This is a genomic window from Flavobacterium sp. (assembly GCF_024710485.1).
Classification (GTDB): Bacteria; Bacteroidota; Bacteroidia; order Flavobacteriales; family Flavobacteriaceae; genus Flavobacterium.
Map to the genome: position 1 here is coordinate 22574 of NZ_JANJUQ010000015.1, position 22269 is coordinate 44842.

18 protein-coding genes are annotated in these 22269 nt (G+C 38.1%); 13 read left to right on the plus strand and 5 right to left on the minus strand.

Annotated elements, in window-relative coordinates:
• The first annotated feature begins 36 nt into the window (after nucleotides 1–36).
• Both fbaA and accD read left to right on the plus strand, forming a co-directional pair.
• Nucleotides 37–1104, plus strand: a complete 1068-nt coding sequence (gene fbaA, locus Q0M21_RS03130; protein WP_295334608.1) for a class II fructose-bisphosphate aldolase — start codon at nucleotides 37–39, stop codon at nucleotides 1102–1104.
• Nucleotides 1105–1219: 115 nt separating this feature from the next.
• Nucleotides 1220–2074 (plus strand): acetyl-CoA carboxylase, carboxyltransferase subunit beta, encoded by an 855-nt coding sequence (accD, locus tag Q0M21_RS03135; protein ID WP_295334610.1) that lies wholly within the window; start codon nucleotides 1220–1222, stop codon nucleotides 2072–2074.
• 83 nt (nucleotides 2075–2157) lie between these two features.
• Here the strand turns inward: accD and Q0M21_RS03140 are convergent, their stop codons facing one another.
• Nucleotides 2158–3414, minus strand: coding sequence for an ABC transporter permease (locus Q0M21_RS03140; RefSeq protein ID WP_295334613.1), 1257 nt, complete (start codon nucleotides 3412–3414; stop codon nucleotides 2158–2160).
• Between the two features lie 184 nt (nucleotides 3415–3598).
• Between Q0M21_RS03140 and purH the strand changes: the two genes are divergently transcribed.
• Genes purH through Q0M21_RS03175 form a run of 7 tightly spaced genes read left to right on the plus strand, consistent with a single transcriptional unit; the run spans nucleotide 3599 to nucleotide 11399 of the window.
• Entirely contained in the window at nucleotides 3599–5131 is a 1533-nt protein-coding gene (gene purH / locus Q0M21_RS03145) for a bifunctional phosphoribosylaminoimidazolecarboxamide formyltransferase/IMP cyclohydrolase (RefSeq protein ID WP_295334616.1), read from the plus strand.
• Nucleotides 5132–5188: 57 nt separating this feature from the next.
• Nucleotides 5189–6217, plus strand: coding sequence for a rod shape-determining protein (locus Q0M21_RS03150; RefSeq protein WP_290872724.1), 1029 nt, complete (start codon nucleotides 5189–5191; stop codon nucleotides 6215–6217).
• Between the two features lie 58 nt (nucleotides 6218–6275).
• A complete protein-coding gene (mreC, locus tag Q0M21_RS03155) occupies nucleotides 6276–7103 on the plus strand; it encodes a rod shape-determining protein MreC (RefSeq protein ID WP_295334621.1) in 828 nt (275 codons plus the stop codon).
• Nucleotides 7096–7602 carry a rod shape-determining protein MreD gene (locus Q0M21_RS03160; RefSeq protein ID WP_295334624.1) on the plus strand — a complete coding sequence of 169 codons (507 nt, stop codon included), beginning with the start codon at nucleotides 7096–7098 and terminating at the stop codon, nucleotides 7600–7602. Before mreC ends, Q0M21_RS03160 begins: the two co-directional genes overlap by 8 nt.
• Nucleotides 7599–9539: a penicillin-binding protein 2 gene (gene mrdA, locus Q0M21_RS03165; protein ID WP_295334627.1), complete on the plus strand. Its 1941-nt coding sequence runs from the start codon at nucleotides 7599–7601 to the stop codon at nucleotides 9537–9539. The genes Q0M21_RS03160 and mrdA overlap by 4 nt, the downstream gene beginning before the upstream one ends.
• A 9-nt stretch (nucleotides 9540–9548) precedes the next feature.
• Nucleotides 9549–10811 carry a rod shape-determining protein RodA gene (rodA, locus tag Q0M21_RS03170; protein ID WP_295334630.1) on the plus strand — a complete coding sequence of 421 codons (1263 nt, stop codon included), beginning with the start codon at nucleotides 9549–9551 and terminating at the stop codon, nucleotides 10809–10811.
• Between the two features lie 48 nt (nucleotides 10812–10859).
• On the plus strand, nucleotides 10860–11399 hold the full coding sequence (locus tag Q0M21_RS03175) for a hypothetical protein (RefSeq protein ID WP_295334633.1): 540 nt from the start codon (nucleotides 10860–10862) through the stop codon (nucleotides 11397–11399).
• Nucleotides 11400–11446: 47 nt separating this feature from the next.
• Here the strand turns inward: Q0M21_RS03175 and Q0M21_RS03180 are convergent, their stop codons facing one another.
• Nucleotides 11447–13633: a carboxy terminal-processing peptidase gene (locus Q0M21_RS03180; RefSeq protein WP_295334636.1), complete on the minus strand. Its 2187-nt coding sequence runs from the start codon at nucleotides 13631–13633 to the stop codon at nucleotides 11447–11449.
• Between the two features lie 206 nt (nucleotides 13634–13839).
• Between Q0M21_RS03180 and surE the strand changes: the two genes are divergently transcribed.
• From surE to Q0M21_RS03200, 4 genes are all read left to right on the plus strand, one after another.
• The gene (gene surE, locus Q0M21_RS03185; protein ID WP_295334639.1) at nucleotides 13840–14610 is read left to right on the plus strand and encodes a 5'/3'-nucleotidase SurE; all 771 of its coding nucleotides are present in this window, start codon (nucleotides 13840–13842) and stop codon (nucleotides 14608–14610) included.
• A gap of 30 nt (nucleotides 14611–14640) precedes the next feature.
• The gene (gene lpxB / locus Q0M21_RS03190; RefSeq protein ID WP_295334642.1) at nucleotides 14641–15753 is read left to right on the plus strand and encodes a lipid-A-disaccharide synthase; all 1113 of its coding nucleotides are present in this window, start codon (nucleotides 14641–14643) and stop codon (nucleotides 15751–15753) included.
• 81 nt (nucleotides 15754–15834) lie between these two features.
• Entirely contained in the window at nucleotides 15835–16464 is a 630-nt protein-coding gene (locus tag Q0M21_RS03195) for a C40 family peptidase (RefSeq protein ID WP_295334645.1), read from the plus strand.
• 43 nt (nucleotides 16465–16507) lie between these two features.
• Nucleotides 16508–18535 (plus strand): ComEC/Rec2 family competence protein, encoded by a 2028-nt coding sequence (locus tag Q0M21_RS03200; protein WP_295334647.1) that lies wholly within the window; start codon nucleotides 16508–16510, stop codon nucleotides 18533–18535.
• A 12-nt stretch (nucleotides 18536–18547) separates the two neighbouring features.
• Here Q0M21_RS03200 and Q0M21_RS03205 read toward each other — a convergent pair whose 3' ends face one another.
• From Q0M21_RS03205 to Q0M21_RS03215, 3 genes are read right to left on the minus strand one after another with little or no spacing between them, the layout of a single operon-like run.
• Nucleotides 18548–19015 (minus strand): thioredoxin family protein, encoded by a 468-nt coding sequence (locus Q0M21_RS03205; protein WP_295334649.1) that lies wholly within the window; start codon nucleotides 19013–19015, stop codon nucleotides 18548–18550.
• A 53-nt stretch (nucleotides 19016–19068) separates the two neighbouring features.
• Nucleotides 19069–20550: a peptide MFS transporter gene (locus tag Q0M21_RS03210; protein WP_295334652.1), complete on the minus strand. Its 1482-nt coding sequence runs from the start codon at nucleotides 20548–20550 to the stop codon at nucleotides 19069–19071.
• A gap of 7 nt (nucleotides 20551–20557) precedes the next feature.
• Nucleotides 20558–22216, minus strand: coding sequence for a peptide MFS transporter (locus tag Q0M21_RS03215; RefSeq protein WP_295334655.1), 1659 nt, complete (start codon nucleotides 22214–22216; stop codon nucleotides 20558–20560).
• Nucleotides 22217–22269: the final 53 nt, after the last annotated feature.

Genomic DNA, 22269 nt, shown 5'->3' on the forward strand with positions numbered 1-22269 from the left:
ATTTTTGTACCCTTAACTTAAAAACGACACAAAACAATGGCTCACAATATCAAACCCGGAGTAGCTACCGGAGACGAAGTTCAAGCAATTTTCAACTACGCTAAAGAAAAAGGATTTGCTTTACCCGCTGTTAATGTTATCGGTTCCAGCACCATTAATGGTGTTTTAGAAACGGCTGCTAAACTAAAAGCACCCGTTATCATTCAGTTTTCAAACGGAGGAGCGCAATTTAATGCCGGAAAAGGACTTTCAAATGAAGGAGAAAAAGCAGCCATTGCCGGAGCAGTTGCCGGAGCCAAACACATCCATACTTTAGCCGAAGCTTACGGTGCCACTGTAATTTTACATACAGACCACTGCGCCAAAAAACTTTTGCCTTGGATTGACGGTTTGTTAGACGCTTCCGAAAAACACTTTGCCGAAACCGGAAAACCATTGTACTCTTCTCACATGATTGACTTGTCGGAAGAACCATTACACGAAAACATAGAAATCTGTAAGGAATACTTGGCTCGTATGAGCAAAATGGGAATGACTTTGGAAATCGAATTAGGAATTACCGGCGGAGAAGAAGACGGTGTTGACAATTCCGATGTAGACAGCTCAAAATTATACACCCAACCGGAGGAAGTAGCTTACGCCTACGAAGAATTAATGAAAGTATCGCCTAAGTTTACCATTGCGGCTGCTTTCGGAAATGTTCACGGCGTGTACAAACCGGGCAATGTAAAATTGACTCCGAAAATCTTGAAAAACTCACAAGATTTCGTTCAAAATAAATTCAACACCGGACACAATCCTGTTGATTTTGTATTCCACGGCGGGTCAGGCTCGACTTTGGAAGAAATAAGAGAAGCAATTTCTTATGGAGTAATTAAAATGAATATCGATACCGATTTACAATTCGCTTTCACCGAAGGTATCAGAGATTACATGACTTCAAAAATTGATTATTTAAGAACCCAAATCGGAAGTCCTGAAGGTGCTGACTCTCCTAACAAAAAACATTACGATCCGAGAAAATGGATTCGTGAAGGAGAAGTGACTTTCAACAAACGATTAGAGCAAGCTTTTGCCGACTTAAATAACGTAAACACATTATAAAGTACGGAGTACAATGTACAAAGTACGAAGTAGAAAAAACAGAATAGTAATAATATAGTGTTGGAATAGAAGATTGATTACTTCTAACTTCCAACTTCTAACTTCTAACTTAATTATGGCTTGGTTTAAAAGAACAGAAAAAGGGATTCAAACACCTACGGAAAATAAAAAAGACGTCCCTAAAGGACTTTGGTACAAATCACCTACCGGAAAAATTATCGATCAAGAGGAATTAGCCAAAAATTTATGGGTAAGTCCGGAAGATGATTTTCACGTGAGAATCGGCAGTAAAGAATACTTTGAAATTTTGTTTGACAACAACGAATTCAAAGAGTTGGATGCTAAAATGACTTCCAAAGATCCTTTGAACTTTGTAGATACTAAAAAGTATTCGGATCGTTTAAAAGACGCCATTGACAAAACCGGATTGAAAGATGCGGTTCGCACCGGCGTTGGTAAATCCAAAGGAAAAGACTTGGTAGTTTGTTGTATGGATTTCGCCTTTATCGGTGGTTCTATGGGTGCAGTAGTGGGTGAAAAAATCGCTCGTGGTATAGACTATGCCATCAAACACAACACGCCGTTTGTCATGATTTCGAAATCGGGTGGTGCTCGTATGATGGAAGCTGCTTACTCGTTGATGCAGTTGGCCAAAACATCGGCTAAATTAGCTCAATTGGCTGAAGCTAAAATTCCGTACATCTCGTTATGTACCGATCCTACTACAGGAGGAACAACAGCTTCATACGCTATGTTAGGCGACATCAATATTTCGGAGCCGGGTGCTTTGATTGGTTTTGCCGGACCGCGTGTAGTGCGCGATACTACCGGAAAAGATTTACCGGAAGGTTTCCAAACCGCTGAATTCGTTTTAGAGCATGGCTTCTTGGATTTCATCGCTCACCGAAAAGAATTGAAAAACAAAATCAATTTGTACATCGATTTGATTTTGAATCAAGATATCCGATAACAATCGGTTTACTCGAAAAGCAAAAGGCACAAAGTTTTACATTTTGTGCCTTTTTTTATGGTATTAAACTTAAGCCAACTTGCTTACATTCCGCTGCGGATGGCTTCTACAGGATCTAATTTAGAAGCAGAAATAGCTGGTAAAATTCCGGAAATGAGACCTACGATAACGGACAAACTCGTTCCGATAAGTATATTGGAGAAGCTCAGCACAAACTCGAAATCGAGAATATTGGTGAGCAACATGGCTAACAACCAAACAATCAACAAACCAATAGCGCCACCAATCAAACAAAGGATAATCGCTTCGAATAAAAACTGGAACAAGATGAATTTATTTTTGGCACCGAGCGATTTTTGAATACCGATAAGATTGGTTCTTTCTTTTACAGAAACGAACATAATGTTGGCTATTCCAAAACCGCCGACTAAAAACGAAAAGATGCTGATGATAATACCACCCACTCTTAAACTGCCCAAAAGTCCGTCAATCATATCGGTCAAACCCGATAGAATGTTGATGAAGAAATTGTCAATATCGCCTTGTTTGACACCTCTGTAATTGCGTAGTTTCTGAGAAATATCACTTTTCAAAGCAGGAATATCGGTTCCTTTTTCTGGCTTGATTACAATTACGGGCAAAACTTGCTGGTTGTTATCGCCATAAATTTTTCTCAAAAAAGTAGCCGGTAAAAATGCAGAAGTATCATCGCCTCCACCTATGTCGATTCCGGAACTTCCTTTCTTTTTAGTGACGCCGATAACGGTAAACTTCTGACCGTACATTCTAACCGTTTTTCCTATCGGACTAAAACCGTCGAATAAATTTTGGGCAATATCATATCCTAAAACCACCACTTGCTTTCCGGAATAGGACTCGGCTTCGTTAAAAAAGCGTCCTTCCGAAAACTCCAATCGCTGAATGTCTACAAATTCTGCGGTAACCGCCACCATATTAACGGCTTCGGAAGTTCTCGATTCAAAAGTGATATTCTGACCCACGGTAAAGTACTGAAAACAGGAGTTCTCCACATTCTTCATCGCTGTTTTCATGTATTGGTATTCTTCGAAAGTCACATTTGGGAATTGCTCTCTTTTCCAACGCGGCACTTCGGTCGGACCAAAAGACTGACTTGTTAAATAGATAGTGTTTTTATCCAAAGTACTCAAATCGTTTTGGATCTTTTGGTCTAACGAATCAACTGCTGCTAAAACCGCAATAATGGAAAATATCCCGATGGTAACGCCCAACAAAGAAAGCATGGTTCGGAGTTTATTGTTTCGCAATGCATTCATGGCAAAAGCAAAACTTTCTTTGAGCAGTCTTAAATAGAGTAGCATAGAGTTGATTTATCTAATGGTAAATTTCCATAAAATTAATGGAAATCCCTATTATTTTTTGTTTCGCTTTATTTGTGTCAAAAAACAACAGATTGTTACACCTCAAACTTGAATATTGCTTTTAAAAAAACTACTTTTGCGGTCTTATAAGAAACAACTTTTTTACACACACAACACAACGCACATGAACACAACAAAAAAAATCCAATCGGCCTTAATCTCAGTCTTTTCCAAAGAAGGTATGGAGCCGATTGTTCGCAAACTACACGAACAAAACGTCACTATTTATTCTACCGGGGGAACGGAAGAATTTATCAACCAATTGGGTATTCCTGTAGTTCCGGTGGAAGACGTCACCTCCTATCCTTCTATCTTAGGCGGTCGCGTAAAAACCTTACATCCTAAAGTATTTGGCGGTATTTTGAACCGTCAGGACAATGAAAGTGATGCCCAACAAATGATTGAATACCAAATTCCTCAAATTGATTTGGTGATAGTTGACTTATATCCCTTCGAAAAAACAGTAGCTTCCGGAGCAAGTGAAGCTGAAATTATAGAAAAAATAGACATCGGCGGGATTTCATTGATTCGCGCTGCTGCCAAAAATTTTAAAGACACTGTTATTGTGGCTTCGGTAAATGAGTACGGATTTTTATTCGATTTGTTAACCACACAAAACGGCGCTACTACTTTGGAGCAAAGACGAACCTTAGCCACTAAAGCATTCAATGTTTCTTCGCACTACGATTCAGCCATATTCAATTATTTCAATCAAAACAACGAAGAAGTCGTGTTGAAAATCAGTGAGCAAAAAGGACAAGTGTTGCGTTACGGAGAAAATCCGCACCAAAAAGGATTTTTCTTTGGCGATTTCGACGCTATGTTTACCAAATTACACGGCAAAGAATTGTCATACAACAATTTGTTAGATGTAGATGCCGCGGTGAATCTGATTTTAGAATTCAAAGAAAACGAACCGACTTTCGCTATACTAAAGCACAACAATGCTTGCGGTTTGGCCACGAGAAGCACCATGAAAGAAGCGTATTTAGCGGCTTTAGCAGGCGATCCGACTTCAGCTTTTGGTGGTGTATTGATTGCCAATGGCAATATAGACGAGGCTACCGCCAACGAAATCAACAGTTTGTTCTGTGAAGTAGTGATTGCGCAAAGTTTTGACGAGAAAGCCATCGCCATCCTTTCTGAAAAGAAAAACAGAATTATTTTGGTTTTAAAAGAAACGGCTTTGCCGCAAACTAACGTCAGAACTTGTTTGAACGGCGTTTTAGTACAAGAAAGAAATAATATTACGGACAATAAATCGCACCTAACTTACGTTACTAATACTAAGCCGACCGAACAAGAAATTGAAGATTTGCTTTTTGCTTCAAAAATTTGCAAAAATACCAAGTCGAATACAATAGTGTTAGCAAAAAACAGTACATTAGTAGCATCGGGCACAGGACAAACTTCCAGAGTTGACGCTTTGAAACAAGCCATTGAAAAAGCCAACACTTTCGGATTTGATTTGAACGGAGCAGTAATGGCCAGTGATGCTTTTTTCCCGTTTCCGGATTGTGTAGAAATCGCTCACAACGCAGGAATCACGGCAGTTATTCAACCCGGAGGTTCTATAAAAGACGAGTTGAGCATTAATTTTTGCAACGAAAATAAAGTTGCAATGGTATTTACAGGAACACGTCATTTTAAACATTAATTTGTTTAACTTTGTGCGTTAAAATTTTATATAAACATTTAAACCCTTAAAAGACTTATGGGATTTTTTGATTTCATGACCGAGGATATTGCTATTGACCTTGGTACAGCCAATACGCTGATTATTCATAACGACAAAGTTGTAATTGACAGTCCGTCAATTGTAGCACGCGATCGAATATCAGGTAAAATCATTGCGGTTGGAAAAGAAGCCAATATGATGCAAGGTAAAACCCATGAAAACATCAAAACCATACGTCCGTTGAAAGATGGGGTTATCGCTGATTTCGACGCTTCGGAAAAAATGATCAGTATGTTTATCAAAAGCATACCGGCCCTGAAGAAAAAAATGTTTACGCCGGCTTTGCGCATGGTGGTTTGTATTCCTTCCGGAATTACAGAAGTAGAAATGCGCGCAGTAAAGGAATCGTGTGAACGCGTAAACGGTAAAGAAGTTTATTTGATTCACGAACCTATGGCAGCAGCTATCGGTATCGGTATCGACATTATGCAGCCGAAAGGAAATATGATTGTAGATATTGGTGGTGGAACTACAGAAATTGCGGTAATTGCTTTGGGCGGTATTGTTTGTGACAAATCGGTTAAAATTGCCGGTGACGTTTTCACTAACGATATTGTGTACTACATGAGAACCCAACACAATTTATTTGTAGGAGAAAGTACTGCTGAGAAAATCAAAATTACTATCGGAGCAGCTACTGACGATTTAGAAACACCACCGGATGATATGTCGGTACAAGGTCGTGACTTGTTAACCGGAAAACCGAAACAAGTTGAAGTATCGTTCAGAGAAATCGCCAAAGCTTTAGATAAATCTATCCAACGTATCGAAGATGCGATTATGGAAACCTTATCTCAAACACCGCCGGAATTAGCGGCCGATATTTACAATACCGGTATTTACTTAGCCGGTGGAGGTTCGATGTTAAGAGGTTTGGACAAGCGTATTTCTCAAAAAACAGATTTACCGGTTTATATTGCCGAAGATCCTTTAAGAGCCGTAGTTCGCGGTACCGGAATGGCACTTAAAAACATCCCGAAATTCAGAAGCATACTTATTAAATAGTATCGGTTACTAACCGAATACTCAAGACTCAATACTGAACACTGAAGCCTAGAAAAAGATGCAGCAAATAGTTAATTTTATTTTAAAAAACAGTAATCGCTTACTGTTTTTGCTGCTTTTGGTCATATCGCTTTCACTAACTATTCAGTCGCATTCTTATCACAAAAGCAAAATCATCAGTTCGGCAAATTTCTTTACCGGCGGTATTTATGAAAGGGTGAACAACATAAACGAGTATTTCAATCTGAAATCGCAAAACGAAGAATTGGCTTTAGAAAACGCCCGATTAAAATCGTTGTTATTCAACCAAAAAGACACTACCAAATTACCGGAAGTTGACTCCATCAAAGGCGTTAAAAAAACGGACATCATTGTATCAAAAGTCATCCATAATTCTTACAGTGTTTTCGAAAATTACCTGACCATTAACAACGGTTCCGCTTCGGGCATCAAGCGCAATATGGGTGTCATCAACAGTGCCGGAATTGTGGGTATAGTTGATAAAACCTCGAAAAATTACGCTACTATCATCAGTATACTGAATGTAAAATCGCAAATCAATGCCAAACTCAAAAAATCGAATCACTTCGGATCTTTAGTTTGGAACGGGAAAAGTACCGGATTTGTGCAATTAATTGACGTTCCGCGATTGGCTAGTGTTAGAAAAGGTGACACTATTGTAACCGGTGGACAATCTATTATTTTCCCGGAGAACATTGGCATTGGCACCATTGACAAAGTGTATATTGAAGAAGACACCAACTTTTATGTAATTCAAGTTAAACTATTTAACGACATGACAAATCTCGGTCATGTTTACATCATTAAAAATAAGGATGCCGAAGAAATAACCAATTTAGAAAAACAAACCAAAAAAGATGAATAGTGCTTTACTTGGAAATATCGCCCGTTTCATCTTGTTGCTTTTGGCACAGGTACTGATTTTTAACCGAATTGATTTATTCGGGTTTATCAATCCGTTCCCATATATTTTATTCATCATCTTGTTCCCGGTAAACGGAAATAAAACCGGACTTCTGGCAGCAAGCTTTTTCTTAGGCCTGTTAATGGATATGTTTTGCAATTCGGGCGGTGTTCATGCGGCGGCTTGCATTACTTTAGCTTATTTCAGACCGGCTATTTTTAAATTCTCTTTCGGTTTGAGTTATGAATACCAAACGGTAAAACTCAACGATGTTATTACACCGGAACGCTTTTCATTTCTATTGATTGCCGTAGTGTTACATCACTCTATTATGTTTTTACTGGAAGTATTCAAATTGAGTTTCCTTTGGGAAATCTTAATGCGTACTTTTTTGAGTACTATCTTTACCCTTATCACTTGTATTATAATAATCTACATTATAAAGCCAAGTAAACGATGAGAAAAGTTTTATTGCCAACCATCATTTTAGTGGCTACTGCTTTATTAGTATTGCGTTTGTTTTATTTACAGATTATCGATGATTCACTCAAACTGAAATCAGACAATAATGCCATCAAGATTAAATACGAATACCCTGAGAGAGGTTACATTTACGACAGAAACGGAAAGCTTCTGGTAGCAAATCAGCCTTCATATGACATCATGGTAATCCCTAAAGATGTCAAGGATATTGATACTGTGGAGTTTTGTCAGTTACTCAATATTACCAAAGAAGAATTTCTGAAAAAAATTGCCAAAGCCAAAGTGTACAGTCCGAGACTTCCATCTTTGTTTTTAGCGCAATTGAACAAAAAAGAATACGCCGCCTTTCAGGAAGTACAACGTAACTTCAGTGGCTTTTACATTCAGAAACGTTCTTTGCGCGATTATCAAGTGAGTGTTGGCGCCAATATCTTTGGTTTTATCACTCAAGTAAACGAAGGTATCATTGAAAAGAACAAGTATTACAAAAGCGGAGATTTGATTGGTAAACAAGGTGTTGAAGAAAGTTATGAAGAAATTTTGCGTGGTATTAAAGGTGTAAAATATATCCAGCGCGACAAATACAACCGTGAAATCGGTTCGTACAAGGAAGGTCGATTTGACACCATTGCCGAACAAGGAAAAGACATCACCTTAACCATCGACGCGGTTTTGCAACAATACGGAGAAGAGTTGATGATTAACAAACGTGGCGGTATTGTGGCCATCGAACCTAAAACCGGAGAAATATTAGCTTTGGTAACTGCACCATCTTATGACCCGGCAATTTTAGTTGGAAGACAGCGTTCCAAAAACTACACCATGTTGTATCACGATTCTATTGCCAAACCCTTATACGACAGAGGATTATTAGCACAATATCCGCCGGGTTCGCCATTTAAAATCTTAACCGGTTTGATTGCTTTGCAAGAAGGTGCTATCGACTTAAACACTTCTGTCTCCTGTAATCACGGTTTTAGTTTTGCTCCGGGTAGATTCATGCGATGTCACTGTCACGGAGGGATTGTTCAATTGCATCGCGGTATTTATGAATCTTGTAATACTTTCTTTTCTACTTCATACATGCGTACTTTGGACAAATTCGGCAATGCTTCTGTAGGCGTTGATGTTTGGAGTAAGCATTTGAAAACTTTTGGTTTAGGAGAATTTATGGGTTATGATTTACCGACCGGAAGAAAAGGGAATATTCCTAATTCTAAAACCTATAAAAAGATTTATCCGGGTTGGCGTTGGAGTAGTAAGACCATTGTATCTAATGCTATTGGGCAAGGAGAAGTTTTGATGACTCCGATTCAATTGGCCAATATGATGGCCACAGTAGCGAACCGAGGCTATTATTACACACCTCATATCATCAAGAAGATCAAAGGAGAGGTAATCGACAAAAAATTCAGAACAAAACACGTAACTACGGTAGACAAAGACCACTTCGAAACGATGGTTAGCGGATTGTTTGATGTGTATAATTTTGGTACTGCCAGCAGTTTAAAAGTAGAAGGCATTGACATTTGCGGTAAAACAGGAACGGCAGAGAACTTTGCTATCATTGAAGGAAAAAGGGTTCAATTAAAAGACCACTCGATTTTCGTAGCTTTTGCTCCCAAAGACAATCCGAAAATTGCCATTGCCATATTGGTTGAAAACGGCGGTTATGGTGCTACCATTGCCGGACCGATTGCCAGTTTGATGATTGAAAAATACATTAGGGGAAAAATAACCCGTAAAGATTTAGAAACCAGAATTTTGGCCAGAGACTTAAACCCAGAATACAACCGCTACATTAAAAATCCGGTAAAAGATACTTTAATCAATGTTAACAAAAACAACAGTCTTCTAAAACCCGCTGCTAAAGACAGCAGTGCGGCCAATAAAAGTGCTGCATCACAAGGATAATTTCTGCACATGAAAAATCAGAGTGTTACAAATAATTTAGATTGGATCAGCGTGGTAATTTACCTGGTATTGGTAATATTAGGCTGGTTGAATATTTATTCCTCTTCTTTGTCTTCCATCGAAGGAGAAACCTCGATTTTTGATTTCAGTCAGATTTACGGAAAACAATTCTTATTCATCTTATTTTCGATTCCGATTATTTTCATCGTGCTATCTGTCGATGCCAAATTTTACGAAAAATACTCGAGTATCATATTTGCGGTCTCGCTTTTATCTTTAGTCGGGCTTTTTGTCTTTGGTAAAACCATAGCCGGACAGCGCTGTTGGTACGGCATCGGAAGTTTCACATTGCAACCCTCCGAGTTTGCCAAAGCCGCCACTTCACTAGCCTTAGCTAAATATTTAAGTGATGTTCAGGTAAACTTAAAAGATTTTAACAGGCAATTGCAAGCCATGATTATTATCTTTTTACCGGTTTTACTCATTTTACCGCAACCCGATCCAGGAAGTGCTTTGATTTACAGTGCTTTTGTATTGGTTTTATATCGAGAAGGATTACCGTCGTGGTATTTATGGACCGGATTTATTGCCATCATTTTATTCGTACTGGCTTTGATTCTGAAACCACTGGTAATTATCGGCATAGCTTTAGCCGTCATTTTGTTCATCTATTACCGCAGTCGTATTATCAACAGAAACTGGATTCTGAGTACTATAGTGCTTGTTGCCATTTCAGGTTTTGTTTTTTCGGTTGATTATGTTTTTGAGAATGTCTTTAAACAACATCACCGCGACCGTTTCAATATTTTATTGGGGAAAGAAGTCGATATGAAAGGAGTAGGATACAACACTAACCAATCGGAAATTGCCATTGGCTCCGGTGGTTGGTTTGGCAAAGGCTATTTGGAAGGCACCCAAACCAAAGGCGGATTCGTGCCCGAACAACATACCGATTATATTTTTACCACTGTGGGTGAAGAATGGGGATTTGTAGGCTCCCTCTTTGTTATTGCTTTATTTGTTATCTTAATCACAAGAGTTATCTATTTGGCTGAACGACAAAAAACGAAATTCAGCAGGGTTTACGGCTATTGTGTTGCCTCTATTTTATTTATTCATTTCTTTGTGAATATTGCCATGGTTGTAGGTGTATTTCCAACCATAGGTGTACCGTTACCCTTCTTCTCCTATGGGGGTTCCGGTTTGTGGGGCTTTACTATTTTGCTTTTTATTTTCTTAAAAATGGATGCTAATAAAGTGAATGAATGGTAAATGCTGAATAGTTTTTGTAAATTTGGGATTACACTAAATCATCTCATTATGAAAACTACATTGCCCTTAACATTAATCTTGCTTTTAAGCGGTTTCTCCATGTCTGCTCAAGTGGTGAAAGATACTGTTTCCAAACCTGTGGATTCCATTGCATTGAAACAAGTTGTATTACCCAAAGTAACCATTGACAAAGCACTGACTCCCGAAGAAGCTGCAGCCATCAAAAAAATGGCAAATCAGAAACAAAAGGAGGCTGAGAAAATGAAAATCACAGCAGAGAGAGATGTTAAAAAACTGGAAAAAGAACAGCGCAAACTGGAAAAAGAACAAAAGCGTTTTGAAAAGGAACAAAAGAAAATCGCTTCTGCCGAAAAATCATTGATTAAATCTAAAGAGAGGTTAATCAAAGAGAAAAAGCAGCTAGAGAAAATGCAAGCCAAACTTGAAAAAAACAAACGAAAAGGTAAAATTTCCGAAATTGATATTGAGAAAGAAAACATCAAAATCAGTAAACAACAAATTAAAATAAAAGAAATTCAGGAAGATATTGACAAAGCCGAAAAGAAAGTCAACAAACTCAGAAACTAAAAAAAGCCACCCAATTGGGTGGCTTTTTGTTATGGACTTGAAATCCATTATGATTTAATCACAACTTTTTCTTTCTTTAATTTATTGGAAAGTCCTTTACTGTTTTCCGTTTGCAAATCGTTTAGGATATGAATGGCTTCTTCAATATAAATGTCTTTTGACAAGCTCTCATGCCATCTCTCTCGCTTTTCCTTCAAAACATTATCCTTTTCCATAGCTTCCAGCTCATAAGGAAGTGAGTTGAATACAAACTCATTTTTGTAATCGGCAATAGGTTTGTATTTTTTATTTTTGTCTTCCAATGCTTTTTGCTCTGCTTTGAACTTATCAATATTCAAACTGAACACATTTTCTTTGTTGCGTTCACTTAACCATTTGGCATTGTCATCAATCAACTGTAGTTGAAGATTCGCTTGCATTCTGGATTTACTCTTTTTAATAGCCAACTCAAAGTTGTTTTGCTTGTCCCAGATATTGTAATTAGCCGGATCAATTTTGTCCCAAGGCATAGCGTTGTCAATATCGCGTTCACCCATTTTCAAATAGGCATACTTATCCGGTATAGCAATATCACTCTTCACTCCTTCTAACTGGGTAGAACCGCCATTAATACGGTAGAATTTTTGAGTTGTTGTTTTCAAAGCACCCAAATCTCCGTAAGTACTACCTCGTACAAACTGATTCAAATCGATTAGATTTTGAACGGTTCCTTTTCCGTACGATTGTTTACTACCGATAACCACGCCGCGTTTGTAATCTTGGATAGCAGCGGCTAAAATCTCGGAAGCCGAAGCCGAAAACTCGTTAATCATGACTACTAAAGGTCCGTCCCATTGCACTTTTGCATCACGGTCGTATAGTACTTCTTTCTTACCGGCAGCCGATTTGATTTGTACAATCGGCCCTTGCTCGATGAATAATCCGGCAATATCTACAACGGTTTTCAATGAACCACCGCCATTGTCTCTCACATCCATAACAATACCTTGAACGCCTTCTTTTTTCAAACGCTCTACTTCGATGGCTACATCTTTAGCGGCATCACGACTGTTTTGGTCTTCAAAATCGATGTAGAATTTAGGCAAATAAATAATCCCGTATTTGAAACCGTCTTTTTCTACTACACTTGATTTAACGTAAGTTTCTTCAATCTCCACCTCATCTCTGATAATGGTAATCACTTTGATAGTACCGTCTTGTTTTTTAACAGTCAAGCGCACTTCGGTCCCTTTAGGCCCTTTGATTTTCTTTACAACATCATCTAAACGCATGCCAACCACATCCACCGGTTCTCCGCTTCCTTGTGCTACTTTGAGAATAATATCACCTGATTCCAATTGCTTTCCTCTCCAAGCAGGGCCGCCGGAGATTAATTCTGATATCTCTGTAAAATCATTTTTCTTTTGCAAACGTGCTCCAATTCCTTCCAGTTTCCCACTCATACTCAAATCAAAACGATCTTTTTCATTAGGAGCCATATAAGATGTATGAGGATCGAATCGAGAGGAAATGGCATTGATGTAGATTGAGAACCAATCGTTTCTGTCCAAATCTTTGATAAAACTAAAATTGTCATTTAAAGAATTTAAAGTAGACTCTCTGGATTCTTTCTCCATTTGTTCGAACGACTTAGGAGCGTCGTTTTTGCCGGCTTCTGGATTTTTCTTTTTGTCTTCCTCCAACTTTTGTTTTTCCACTAAGGTTGACAAAGCCGAAAGTTTCACTTGCAAACGCCATCTTTCTTTTAACTCTTTAGTCGATTTACAATATGGAATCTTTTCATAGTCAGCATTAAAAGTTTCGTCTGCTTTATAGTCAAACGGATTAGCTAAAGCATCTTTGTAGTAACTTTTGCTTTCCTCCATACGTTGCATCAAACGACTGTAAGTCAGTTCGAAAAACGACAAGTCTCTATTTAAAATCTGATCATCGATTTGTGTTTCGAATTTGGCAAACTCATCAATATCCGATTGCAAAAAGAAGCGTTTTGAAGGATCCAACGCATTCAAATAATCTTTATAAACTCCTTTAGAAAAATTATCATCAATGTCCGCCGGACTGTAATGTCCTTTTTCTATGACAAAAGTCAACAATTCTATCAACAACTTATCCTTCTCCGGATCGGTTTCCTTTTTGCTTGGAAATAGGCTAAATCCAAGCAAAGCCACTGATAGTGTTAAAACTACCAACAGTATTTTATAATTCTTTCTCATAAATTGCATTATAACATTCATTAATTTTTTTCTAAATTAAACAAAAAACCATGCCAAGAATTTCCGGTCGGACTAAATTTTTGTTAAAATAAACGATTTGCTCTTACGGCTTCGTCTATTGGCTCAAAGTTATAAAAAAATGTAGCGCTGTAAAGCCTTAAAATGGTTAATTTTGCATGCGCTGTTTGACGTTAAAAAGCCAAACTTTGTTACAAAAATTCAAAAAGATGATTCAAAAACCTACTATATTAGTAACCAACGACGACGGTATCAATGCACCGGGAATCAGAGCTTTAATTGCTGTTATGGCAGAAATCGGAGATGTGGTGGTGGTGGCACCCGACAGTCCGCAAAGTGCGATGGGACATGCCATCACGATTAACAACACCTTGTATTTGAATAAAATTTCAACCGACGGCGCTGCCATTACCGAATATGCCTGCTCCGGCACTCCGGTAGATTGTGTCAAATTGGCGGTCAATGAAATTTTGAAAAAGAAACCCGATTTGTGTGTATCGGGTGTGAATCACGGATCAAATTCTTCTATCAATGTAATTTATTCGGGTACGATGAGTGCCGCAGTGGAAGCCGGAATCGAGGGCATTCCTGCCATTGGTTTTTCTTTGTTGGATTACGATTGGAATGCCGACTTTGACACCATCAAACCTTTTATTAAAAAAATCGCATTGGAAGTTTTGTATAAAAAATTACCGGAAGGAACGGTTTTGAATGTCAACTTCCCGAAACTGAAATACGAAGAAATCAAAGGCATTAAAATATGCCGTCAAGCCAAAGCCATGTGGATGGAGAAATTTGACAAACGACAAACACCTTACGGCAAAGATTATTATTGGTTGACCGGTGCTTTCGTCAATCAGGACAGAGGAGAAGATACCGATGAATGGGCTTTGGCGCATGGTTATATTTCGGTGGTTCCGGTGCAATTTGATTTGACTGCGCATCACGCCATTCAACAATTGAATACTTGGGATTTGTAACAGTAAATAGAACTCAATAACGAAAATCGCATGAAATATTACATCATAGCAGGAGAAGCTTCGGGCGACTTACACGGGTCCAATTTGATGAAAGCATTGTATCAAGAAGATGCTTCGGCTGAGATTCGTTTTTGGGGTGGCGATTTGATGCAAAACGTTGGCGGTACTTTGGTAAAACACTACCGCGATTTGGCTTTTATGGGATTTGCCGAGGTGGTGATGAACCTGAAAACCATTTTAAACAATATCAAGTTTTGCAAAAGCGATATCGAAAAATTCAAACCAGATGTGATAATTTTTATTGATTATCCCGGTTTTAACATGCGCATCGCCAAATGGGCAAAACAAAAAGGCATCAAAACCCATTATTACATTGCTCCGCAAATTTGGGCTTGGAAAGAAAACCGAATCAAAGCGGTTAAAAGAGATTTTGACAGGCTTTTTGTAATTCTGCCGTTTGAAAAAGATTTTTTTGAAAAGAAACATCATTTTCCTGTGGATTTTGTTGGTCATCCATTGATTGATGCTATTAACAACAGAATTCCTACTGATGAAAAAGCTTTCAGAAAAGAAAACGAACTTGACGAAAGACCGGTTATTGCTTTGCTTCCCGGAAGTCGAAAACAGGAAATTGCCAAAATGTTAAGCGTCATGCTGAGCGTGGCAGACGATTTTCCGACTTATCAATTTGTGATTGCCGGTGCGCCGAGTCAGGAATACGCTTTCTACCAGCAATTTTTAGCACATAAGAATGTTAAATTCATCTCGAATAAAACCTATGATTTATTAAGCATAGCCACAGCAGCCTTGGTTACTTCGGGTACAGCCACTTTGGAAACCGCATTGTTCAAAGTTCCTGAGGTTGTTTGCTACAAAGGCAGTTGGATTTCGTATCAAATTGCCAAACGCATTATTACTTTGAAATATATTTCATTAGTGAATTTGATTATGGATGAAGAAGTGGTGACCGAATTAATTCAGGACCAATTCAACACCGAAAACTTGAAAAAAGAGCTCAAAAAACTCTTAGACGAAAACCATAAAAAGGGACTTTTAGAAAAATACATCCAATTAGAAAACAAACTTGGCGGAATCGGGGCGAGTGCCAAAACTGCTAAATTTATTATAAATGATTTAAAGTAGTTTTGATTCCTAAAAGGTAATTTTTAACTTTGCATAAATGTCTTAGTTATCAAAAAACACCTATACATATTCGTTTTATCTTTGCTGTTTTTAGCTTGTAAACCGACAGCCACTATAGTGACCTCTAAAGAAGTTGCTGTAAAGAAGGGCTTATACTCGGAACCGAAACCCTTAACTACTGCAGAAACAAAAACGCCTGAAAAGAAAAAGAAACACACCAATACCGTGGTGGCTTCAAAACCGGTGGTCACGACTTCAACTTTAGCCAAAAAAGTAAATATAGAAAACCAAAATGAGCCTGACATTATTGTTGATGATGAAAACACCAGCTATTTGGTTCGTCAATTAATCAACACGGCTTCTGAAAATTTAGGCGTTACTTACCGTGGTGGCGGAACTTCTAAAGATGGTTTTGATTGTTCAGGTTTGATTTATACTACTTTCAAAAAATTTGATATTACTTTACCGCGCTCTTCTCACCAAATGGCTACGGTTGGTACCAAAATAGATTTAAAGAGTGCTCAAAAAGGAGATTTAATTTTCTTTATTAATCGAGGTCAAAGAAGAATCAATCACGTAGGCATGGTGGTGGAAGTTACTAATGAGGAAGTTAAGTTTATTCATTCCTCTACCCAAAGTGGTGTAATCATCTCTTCGACCAAAGAACCTTATTACAACAAGACATTCGTACAAATAAACAGGGTTTTGTAGTATTTTTATTGTAAGAAAAAGATTTATTGTGTAATTTAGTTACATGAAAATCTTACAATTTCCATTAGTACGTGTTTGTATCTTCTTTGTATTGGGATTGCTTTTGTATCAACAAGGCTTTCAACCCAAGACAACCCAAATTTTTATTGCCCTTTTACTTGGCTTAGGCGTACTATCGCTTTTACACTTCAAAAAGAAATATTTAGGGCGATGGAATGGCTTCGGAGGATTGGTATGTTTGATATCCTTCGGTATCGGATTATCTACGGCGACTTTTCATCAGGAAAATAAAAGTCGCCATCATTACACACACCAAACCGAAGACCAAGCAGCTTACAACTTTCGGCTCATCATTCATGAAAAATTAAAGAATACACCTAAAAACGAAAGATACATCGCCATTATCGAACGCATTGACAACCACAAAAGCGAGGGCACTATACTGCTTAACATCAGGCATTCATCACAAAACAAAACTTTACCCATCGGTAGTCGATTGAACGTTGAAGGCTTGCTCTACCGGAATAAAGCACCTTTCAATCCGAATCAGTTTGACTACAGTCATTATTTAGAAAACCAGCAGATTTACGCCCAAATTTATGCGTCTTGGCCAAAGCTAAAAGTTGTTAAAACAGGAACTTCAATTTGGTCTAAATTCTCCAATTTCAGATCAAAGATTATCGACAATCTAAAACGCTCCAACTTCAATTCGAAGGAATTAGCCATAATGATTGCACTTTTACTCGGGCAACAACAAGACATCGATCCGGAAACTCTACAAGACTATCAATTGGCCGGCGCCGTTCATATCTTGTCGGTTTCGGGTTTGCATGTGGGCTTTATCATGCTCTTCATTGGCTTTCTGTTGAAGTCCATTCCGAATACGCGTCGAAACAGCTATTTAAAATTATTAATTATTATCCTAGCTCTTTGGAGTTATGGCATTTTAGCCGGTTTGGCACCATCGGTTGTTCGGTCGGTTACAATGTTTTCTTTTGTAGCAGTTGGTCATCATTTGTGTAGAAATGTTAATATTTACCACAGCCTTCTGGTTTCTATACTACTCATTTTACTTTGGAAACCCTCGTTTTTATTTGATGTTGGTTTTCAATTGAGCTATTTGGCCCTATTTTTCATTCTTTGGCTGCAACCGTTATTGGCTAAATTATGGGAACCTAAAAACAAAATTGCTTGCTACATTTGGGATATTTTAACCGTTTCATTTGCAGCACAATTGGGAACGTTACCCTTGAGTATTTATTACTTTCATCAATTTCCGGGCTTGTTTTTTGTGACTAATGTGGTGGTATTGCCTTTGCTGGGCATCATAATGATAGTTGGCTTGTTGGCAGTTATAATCGGATGTTTCGGGATGGTTCCATCGTTCGTGATTGTCCCGTTAGAAATGATGATTGCCATTCAGAATAAGTGCATTGCATGGGTGGCTTCGTTGGATTCGTTTGTATTTAAAAACATCGGATTTACTTCGGGTATGCTTTGGACTTCCTATTTCACTATCATAGCTTTGGTGCTTTGGCTAGAAAAACCGGTTTATAGAAGAGCGGCTACTACTCTGATTAGTATTTTGCTGTTACAAGTCGTTTTTATTCATAACAAATGGAATACAGTAAACACTCAGGAAATGATTGTTTATCACCTCAAAAAAACCACGATGATAACCGTGCGAAAACAAAATATTGTGACTGTATTCGGCAACGACAGCATCCAAAATTCGGTTAAAGACAACAGAACTCTTCAATCCTATCTGACAGCTAATTTTACAGAACGGACACAATCGAAATCGTTGCGACACTTGTATTACTTCAATTCGAAAAAAATTCTTTTGATTGACAGTAGTATGACCGTCTTGCCAGAGCTAAAAGCGGATATACTCGTCTTAGTGAATTCACCTAAAATTAATTTAGAACGATACATTTCAGTATACAACCCCAAACAGATTGTAGCCGACGGTTCCAATTTTAAAAGTTATGTTCAGCTATGGAAAGCGACCTGCCATAAAGCCAAAATCCCTTTTCACTATACAAATGAAAAGGGATTCTATAAGATTTAATTTGGTGTTGAATTACGATTTTTTATTGGCTAAAATTTTGTTGGCACCATCTAACCAAACGCTTGGACCTCCGGCCACATAACCGGTACTGCCAATTTGCTCTAAGTTGACTTTTCCATCTTTTTTAGAAGCATTCACAAACCAAACCGTAGGATAGCCACGTACGCCTAAAACTTGCTGCAACTCCATGTTTTGTTTAACCAATTCCGGACTTTGTTGCGCTCTTCTCGGGAAATCCAATTCCACTAAAACCACTTTATCTTTGGCCCATTTAGCAAATTCAGGCGTTTTCAACACTTCTTTTTGCAAACGAATACACCAACCGCACCAATCACTTCCGGTGAAGAATAACAGCAAAGGTTTTTTTGTTTTTTTGGAGATTTCCATGGCTTTGTTGATATCGGTTTGCCATGTCAGTTCCTGAGCATTTATCGTTAACGATCCCAGAATCAAGAATAACGTAAGGATTACTTTTTTCATATTAACTAATTTTATTTACAAATATATACAAAAACAATACCATCTACAGTAGGCTATTTTACGTCTTGCATTAATTTTTTGACCAACGGAGAAATCACTATAAGCACTATTCCGGCTACTAAGGCATAAATAGCCAATTGCTGATAACCATCGGTATATGTATTTAACTTCTCGATTTTGGTTGCGTTTTCATCAGCGCTAGCCATTCCTGCTCCCAGAATTCCCGCCGCATATTGACCATATGCACTGGCTAAGAACCACATCCCCATCATAACTGCCTGTAATTTTACCGGCGCAAGTTTTGTCATAATGGAAAGTCCGATGGGTGACAAACACAATTCACCAAAGGTAATGATGAAATAAGCTAACGTGAATAATTCCAGGGAAGTTAGTCCTTCAGCATTAGCAAAAAATCGGGTGGCATAGAAAGTGTAAAAAGCCAGAGCCAGGAATAAAAAGCCAAAGCCAAATTTGACTACGGTATTAGGCTCTTTCTTCCTTCCGCTTAACCATATCCAAACAATTCCCAACAAAGGCGCAAAAATGATCACAAACAAAGAGTTGGCCGCGTTGTTTACACCGTTAGGATCTAATGGTACCCCTAATATGTCATTGCTTAAATTATTGGCTGCAAATAAACTCAAAGAACCGCCACTTTGCTCAAAAAAGGCCCAAAACAAAATGGAGAAAATGATAAAGACCATCGCTGCCAACAGCTTTTTATTTTCGTTGAGAGAGAAATTACGCATTTCATAGGCCAAGTAAATCAGCGTGATGGGTCCGATGGTATACATAAAATAATCGGTATACTCGGGATTGGATACCATCGTCATGATTAATGGAATCGCTAATATAGTTCCGATATAGGTCGCATACTCGTAAACCTTTCTTTTAGAATTATCAAGATGCAATAGTGGAGAAATTCCTATGTCTGCCATACTTCTTTGGGTAAATACAAAGGTCAATAGACTAATCGTCATCACAATTCCGGCCAAACCAAAGGCTACATTCCAAGAGTAATTTTTACCCAAATAAATACAAACGTATCCTCCGAGTAAAGCCCCGATATTGATTCCTGAATAAAACAAGGAAAAACCTGCATCCCTACGAGTGTCGTTGGCTTTGTACAAAGTTCCGACCATAGTGGAAATATTCGGTTTGAAGAAACCCGTTCCGATTACAGTAAATGAAATTCCTAGAAAGAAAAACTCTTGTGGGTTAACAGCCAGAATAATACTTCCGACTATCATCATGATACCGCCCCAAAAAAGCGATTTTCTATAGCCTAATATTTTGTCGGCAAATAAACCGCCTATAAATGTAAATGCATAAACGAATGCCTGAGTAGCACCGTATTGCAAATTGGCTACTTTTTCATTCATCAGCAATTGGTCTACCATAAAAAAGGTAAGCATTCCGCGCATTCCGTAGAAACAAAAACGCTCCCACATTTCACTGAAGAACAAATACCAAAGTTGTTTCGGATACTTGCCTTCAAAATTTTGAATTTGTTCGAGGGTTAAATCTTTTGCCATAAGTTGTTTAGTTTATTCCTTTTTCTTTCATGACTTTATTCAACTGTTTCAACAAAGCAAACATTAACAAAGTGGCAAACATCAACAAAGCAAAATTTACCCAGAAGAAATTGGCTTTGTCATCATAAGTATCCCACAAACTGGCCAAAACACCTGACATTTTATTTCCGATAGAGGTTGATAAAAACCAACCTCCCATCATTAAAGACGTGATATTTTTTGGAGAGAGTTTGGATACTACGGACAATCCCATCGGACTTAAAAATAATTCCCCGATTGTGATTACCCCGTAATTGGCCACCAACCACCAAACAGAAACTTTCTCGGTGCCGTTGTTTCCAATTTGCACTGCGGCGACCATAACCAAAACAGACAAAGCGGAGATTAATAGTCCGAAAGCAATTTTGGTTGGTGTACTAGGCTCTTTTCTTCTGCTTCGTAAAAAGGTGAAAAAGGCCACTACCAAAGGCGTTAAAATGATTACCCAACCAGGATTGATGGACTGACTTAAATTAGTTGCCCAAATACTAACTTTACTTCCTTCTTCAGGCTTTTGGTCTTCTTTTACATTTCTGAAATAAATTGGATAATCGACTACTTTTTTTACCTCTCCGTTTTCCTTTTGCAGACGGAAACCTGCATCGTATAGTTCGGTGGAATCCTTTTTGTATTCGACTTCTTTGGCCAATTTTAAACTATTGAAAACCGTTTGTGTTGTGCCGGTAATTTCTCTGTCGGTATATCGATCCGCCCAGGTATTTAAAGCCGATCCGTTCAATTTGAATACCGCCCAAAATAAAATTACCACTGCAAAAATGGCCAATAAAGCACCTATCGGTCGTTTGTCTTCTATTTTGGCTTTAAAGTACAAACTACCATAGAAGAAAATAACCGGGATACAGGCGAAGATAAATGCATCGGTACTATCGGAACCAAAAATATAACTGTCTAAATTGGTGTCAGACTGAATCCCTTTAATCAACCAGCCGATAACCCCGAAGATTACTGAAGGCAAAAGGATAAACAACACAATTTTATAGAACGGCATATCACCATCTTGTACGCCTTTTTTCTCGGTTTTATCACCATAGTGTTTGGTTCCCATTAAGAAAACCACTACTCCTATGAACATCCCAACACCAGCAGCCATGAAGGCATATTGCCAACCTAACAAAATTTGTAAAGCCGCACCAAAGAAATTACAAACAAAAGCTCCCACATTGATTCCCATGTAGAAGATATTGTACCCTTCATCTTTCTTGTCTTTGTACTGTTCATCGTTGTAGAAATTCCCCAATAAAGTCGAAATATTCGGCTTAAAGAAACCATTCCCCAAGATTACCAAAGTCATTGCTATGTAAAGCATGGTAATATCATGGATTCCCATCAACATATACCCGGAACCCATCATTAACCCACCAATAACAATAGATTTTTTATACCCAAAATAACGGTCGGCTATCAATCCGCCAATAAAAGGCGTTAAGAACACCAAGGCAATAAAAGTCCCGTATAAATCGGAGGCTTCTTTCTCGGTCATGGCAAAACCGGCTTCAACATCTTTAAGGTATAAGGTAAAAATACCAATCATTAAATAGTAACCGAATCGTTCCCACATTTCGGATAAAAACAAGTAAGGCAGTGCTTTAGGATGACTTTTCCACATAATTTTTTGAATTTAAAAAACAAACCTACAAGGATTGCTTGTAGGTTTGAAAG

Excerpts from the sequence above, each read along its gene's own strand:
- Q0M21_RS03140 (WP_295334613.1), bottom strand. The coding sequence starts at position 3,414 with ATGCTACTCTATTTAAGACTGCTCAAAGAAAGTTTTGCTTTTGCCATG.
- surE (WP_295334639.1), top strand. The coding sequence starts at position 13,840 with ATGATTCAAAAACCTACTATATTAGTAACCAACGACGACGGTATCAAT.
- Q0M21_RS03200 (WP_295334647.1), top strand. The coding sequence starts at position 16,508 with ATGAAAATCTTACAATTTCCATTAGTACGTGTTTGTATCTTCTTTGTA.
- Q0M21_RS03150 (WP_290872724.1), top strand. The coding sequence starts at position 5,189 with ATGGGATTTTTTGATTTCATGACCGAGGATATTGCTATTGACCTTGGT.
- lpxB (WP_295334642.1), top strand. The coding sequence starts at position 14,641 with ATGAAATATTACATCATAGCAGGAGAAGCTTCGGGCGACTTACACGGG.
- Q0M21_RS03180 (WP_295334636.1), bottom strand. The coding sequence starts at position 13,633 with ATGAATGTTATAATGCAATTTATGAGAAAGAATTATAAAATACTGTTG.
- Q0M21_RS03160 (WP_295334624.1), top strand. The coding sequence starts at position 7,096 with ATGAATAGTGCTTTACTTGGAAATATCGCCCGTTTCATCTTGTTGCTT.
- rodA (WP_295334630.1), top strand. The coding sequence starts at position 9,549 with ATGAAAAATCAGAGTGTTACAAATAATTTAGATTGGATCAGCGTGGTA.
- Q0M21_RS03175 (WP_295334633.1), top strand. The coding sequence starts at position 10,860 with ATGAAAACTACATTGCCCTTAACATTAATCTTGCTTTTAAGCGGTTTC.
- Q0M21_RS03210 (WP_295334652.1), bottom strand. The coding sequence starts at position 20,550 with ATGGCAAAAGATTTAACCCTCGAACAAATTCAAAATTTTGAAGGCAAG.
- mrdA (WP_295334627.1), top strand. The coding sequence starts at position 7,599 with ATGAGAAAAGTTTTATTGCCAACCATCATTTTAGTGGCTACTGCTTTA.
- accD (WP_295334610.1), top strand. The coding sequence starts at position 1,220 with ATGGCTTGGTTTAAAAGAACAGAAAAAGGGATTCAAACACCTACGGAA.
- Q0M21_RS03205 (WP_295334649.1), bottom strand. The coding sequence starts at position 19,015 with ATGAAAAAAGTAATCCTTACGTTATTCTTGATTCTGGGATCGTTAACG.
- mreC (WP_295334621.1), top strand. The coding sequence starts at position 6,276 with ATGCAGCAAATAGTTAATTTTATTTTAAAAAACAGTAATCGCTTACTG.
- Q0M21_RS03215 (WP_295334655.1), bottom strand. The coding sequence starts at position 22,216 with ATGTGGAAAAGTCATCCTAAAGCACTGCCTTACTTGTTTTTATCCGAA.
- fbaA (WP_295334608.1), top strand. The coding sequence starts at position 37 with ATGGCTCACAATATCAAACCCGGAGTAGCTACCGGAGACGAAGTTCAA.
- purH (WP_295334616.1), top strand. The coding sequence starts at position 3,599 with ATGAACACAACAAAAAAAATCCAATCGGCCTTAATCTCAGTCTTTTCC.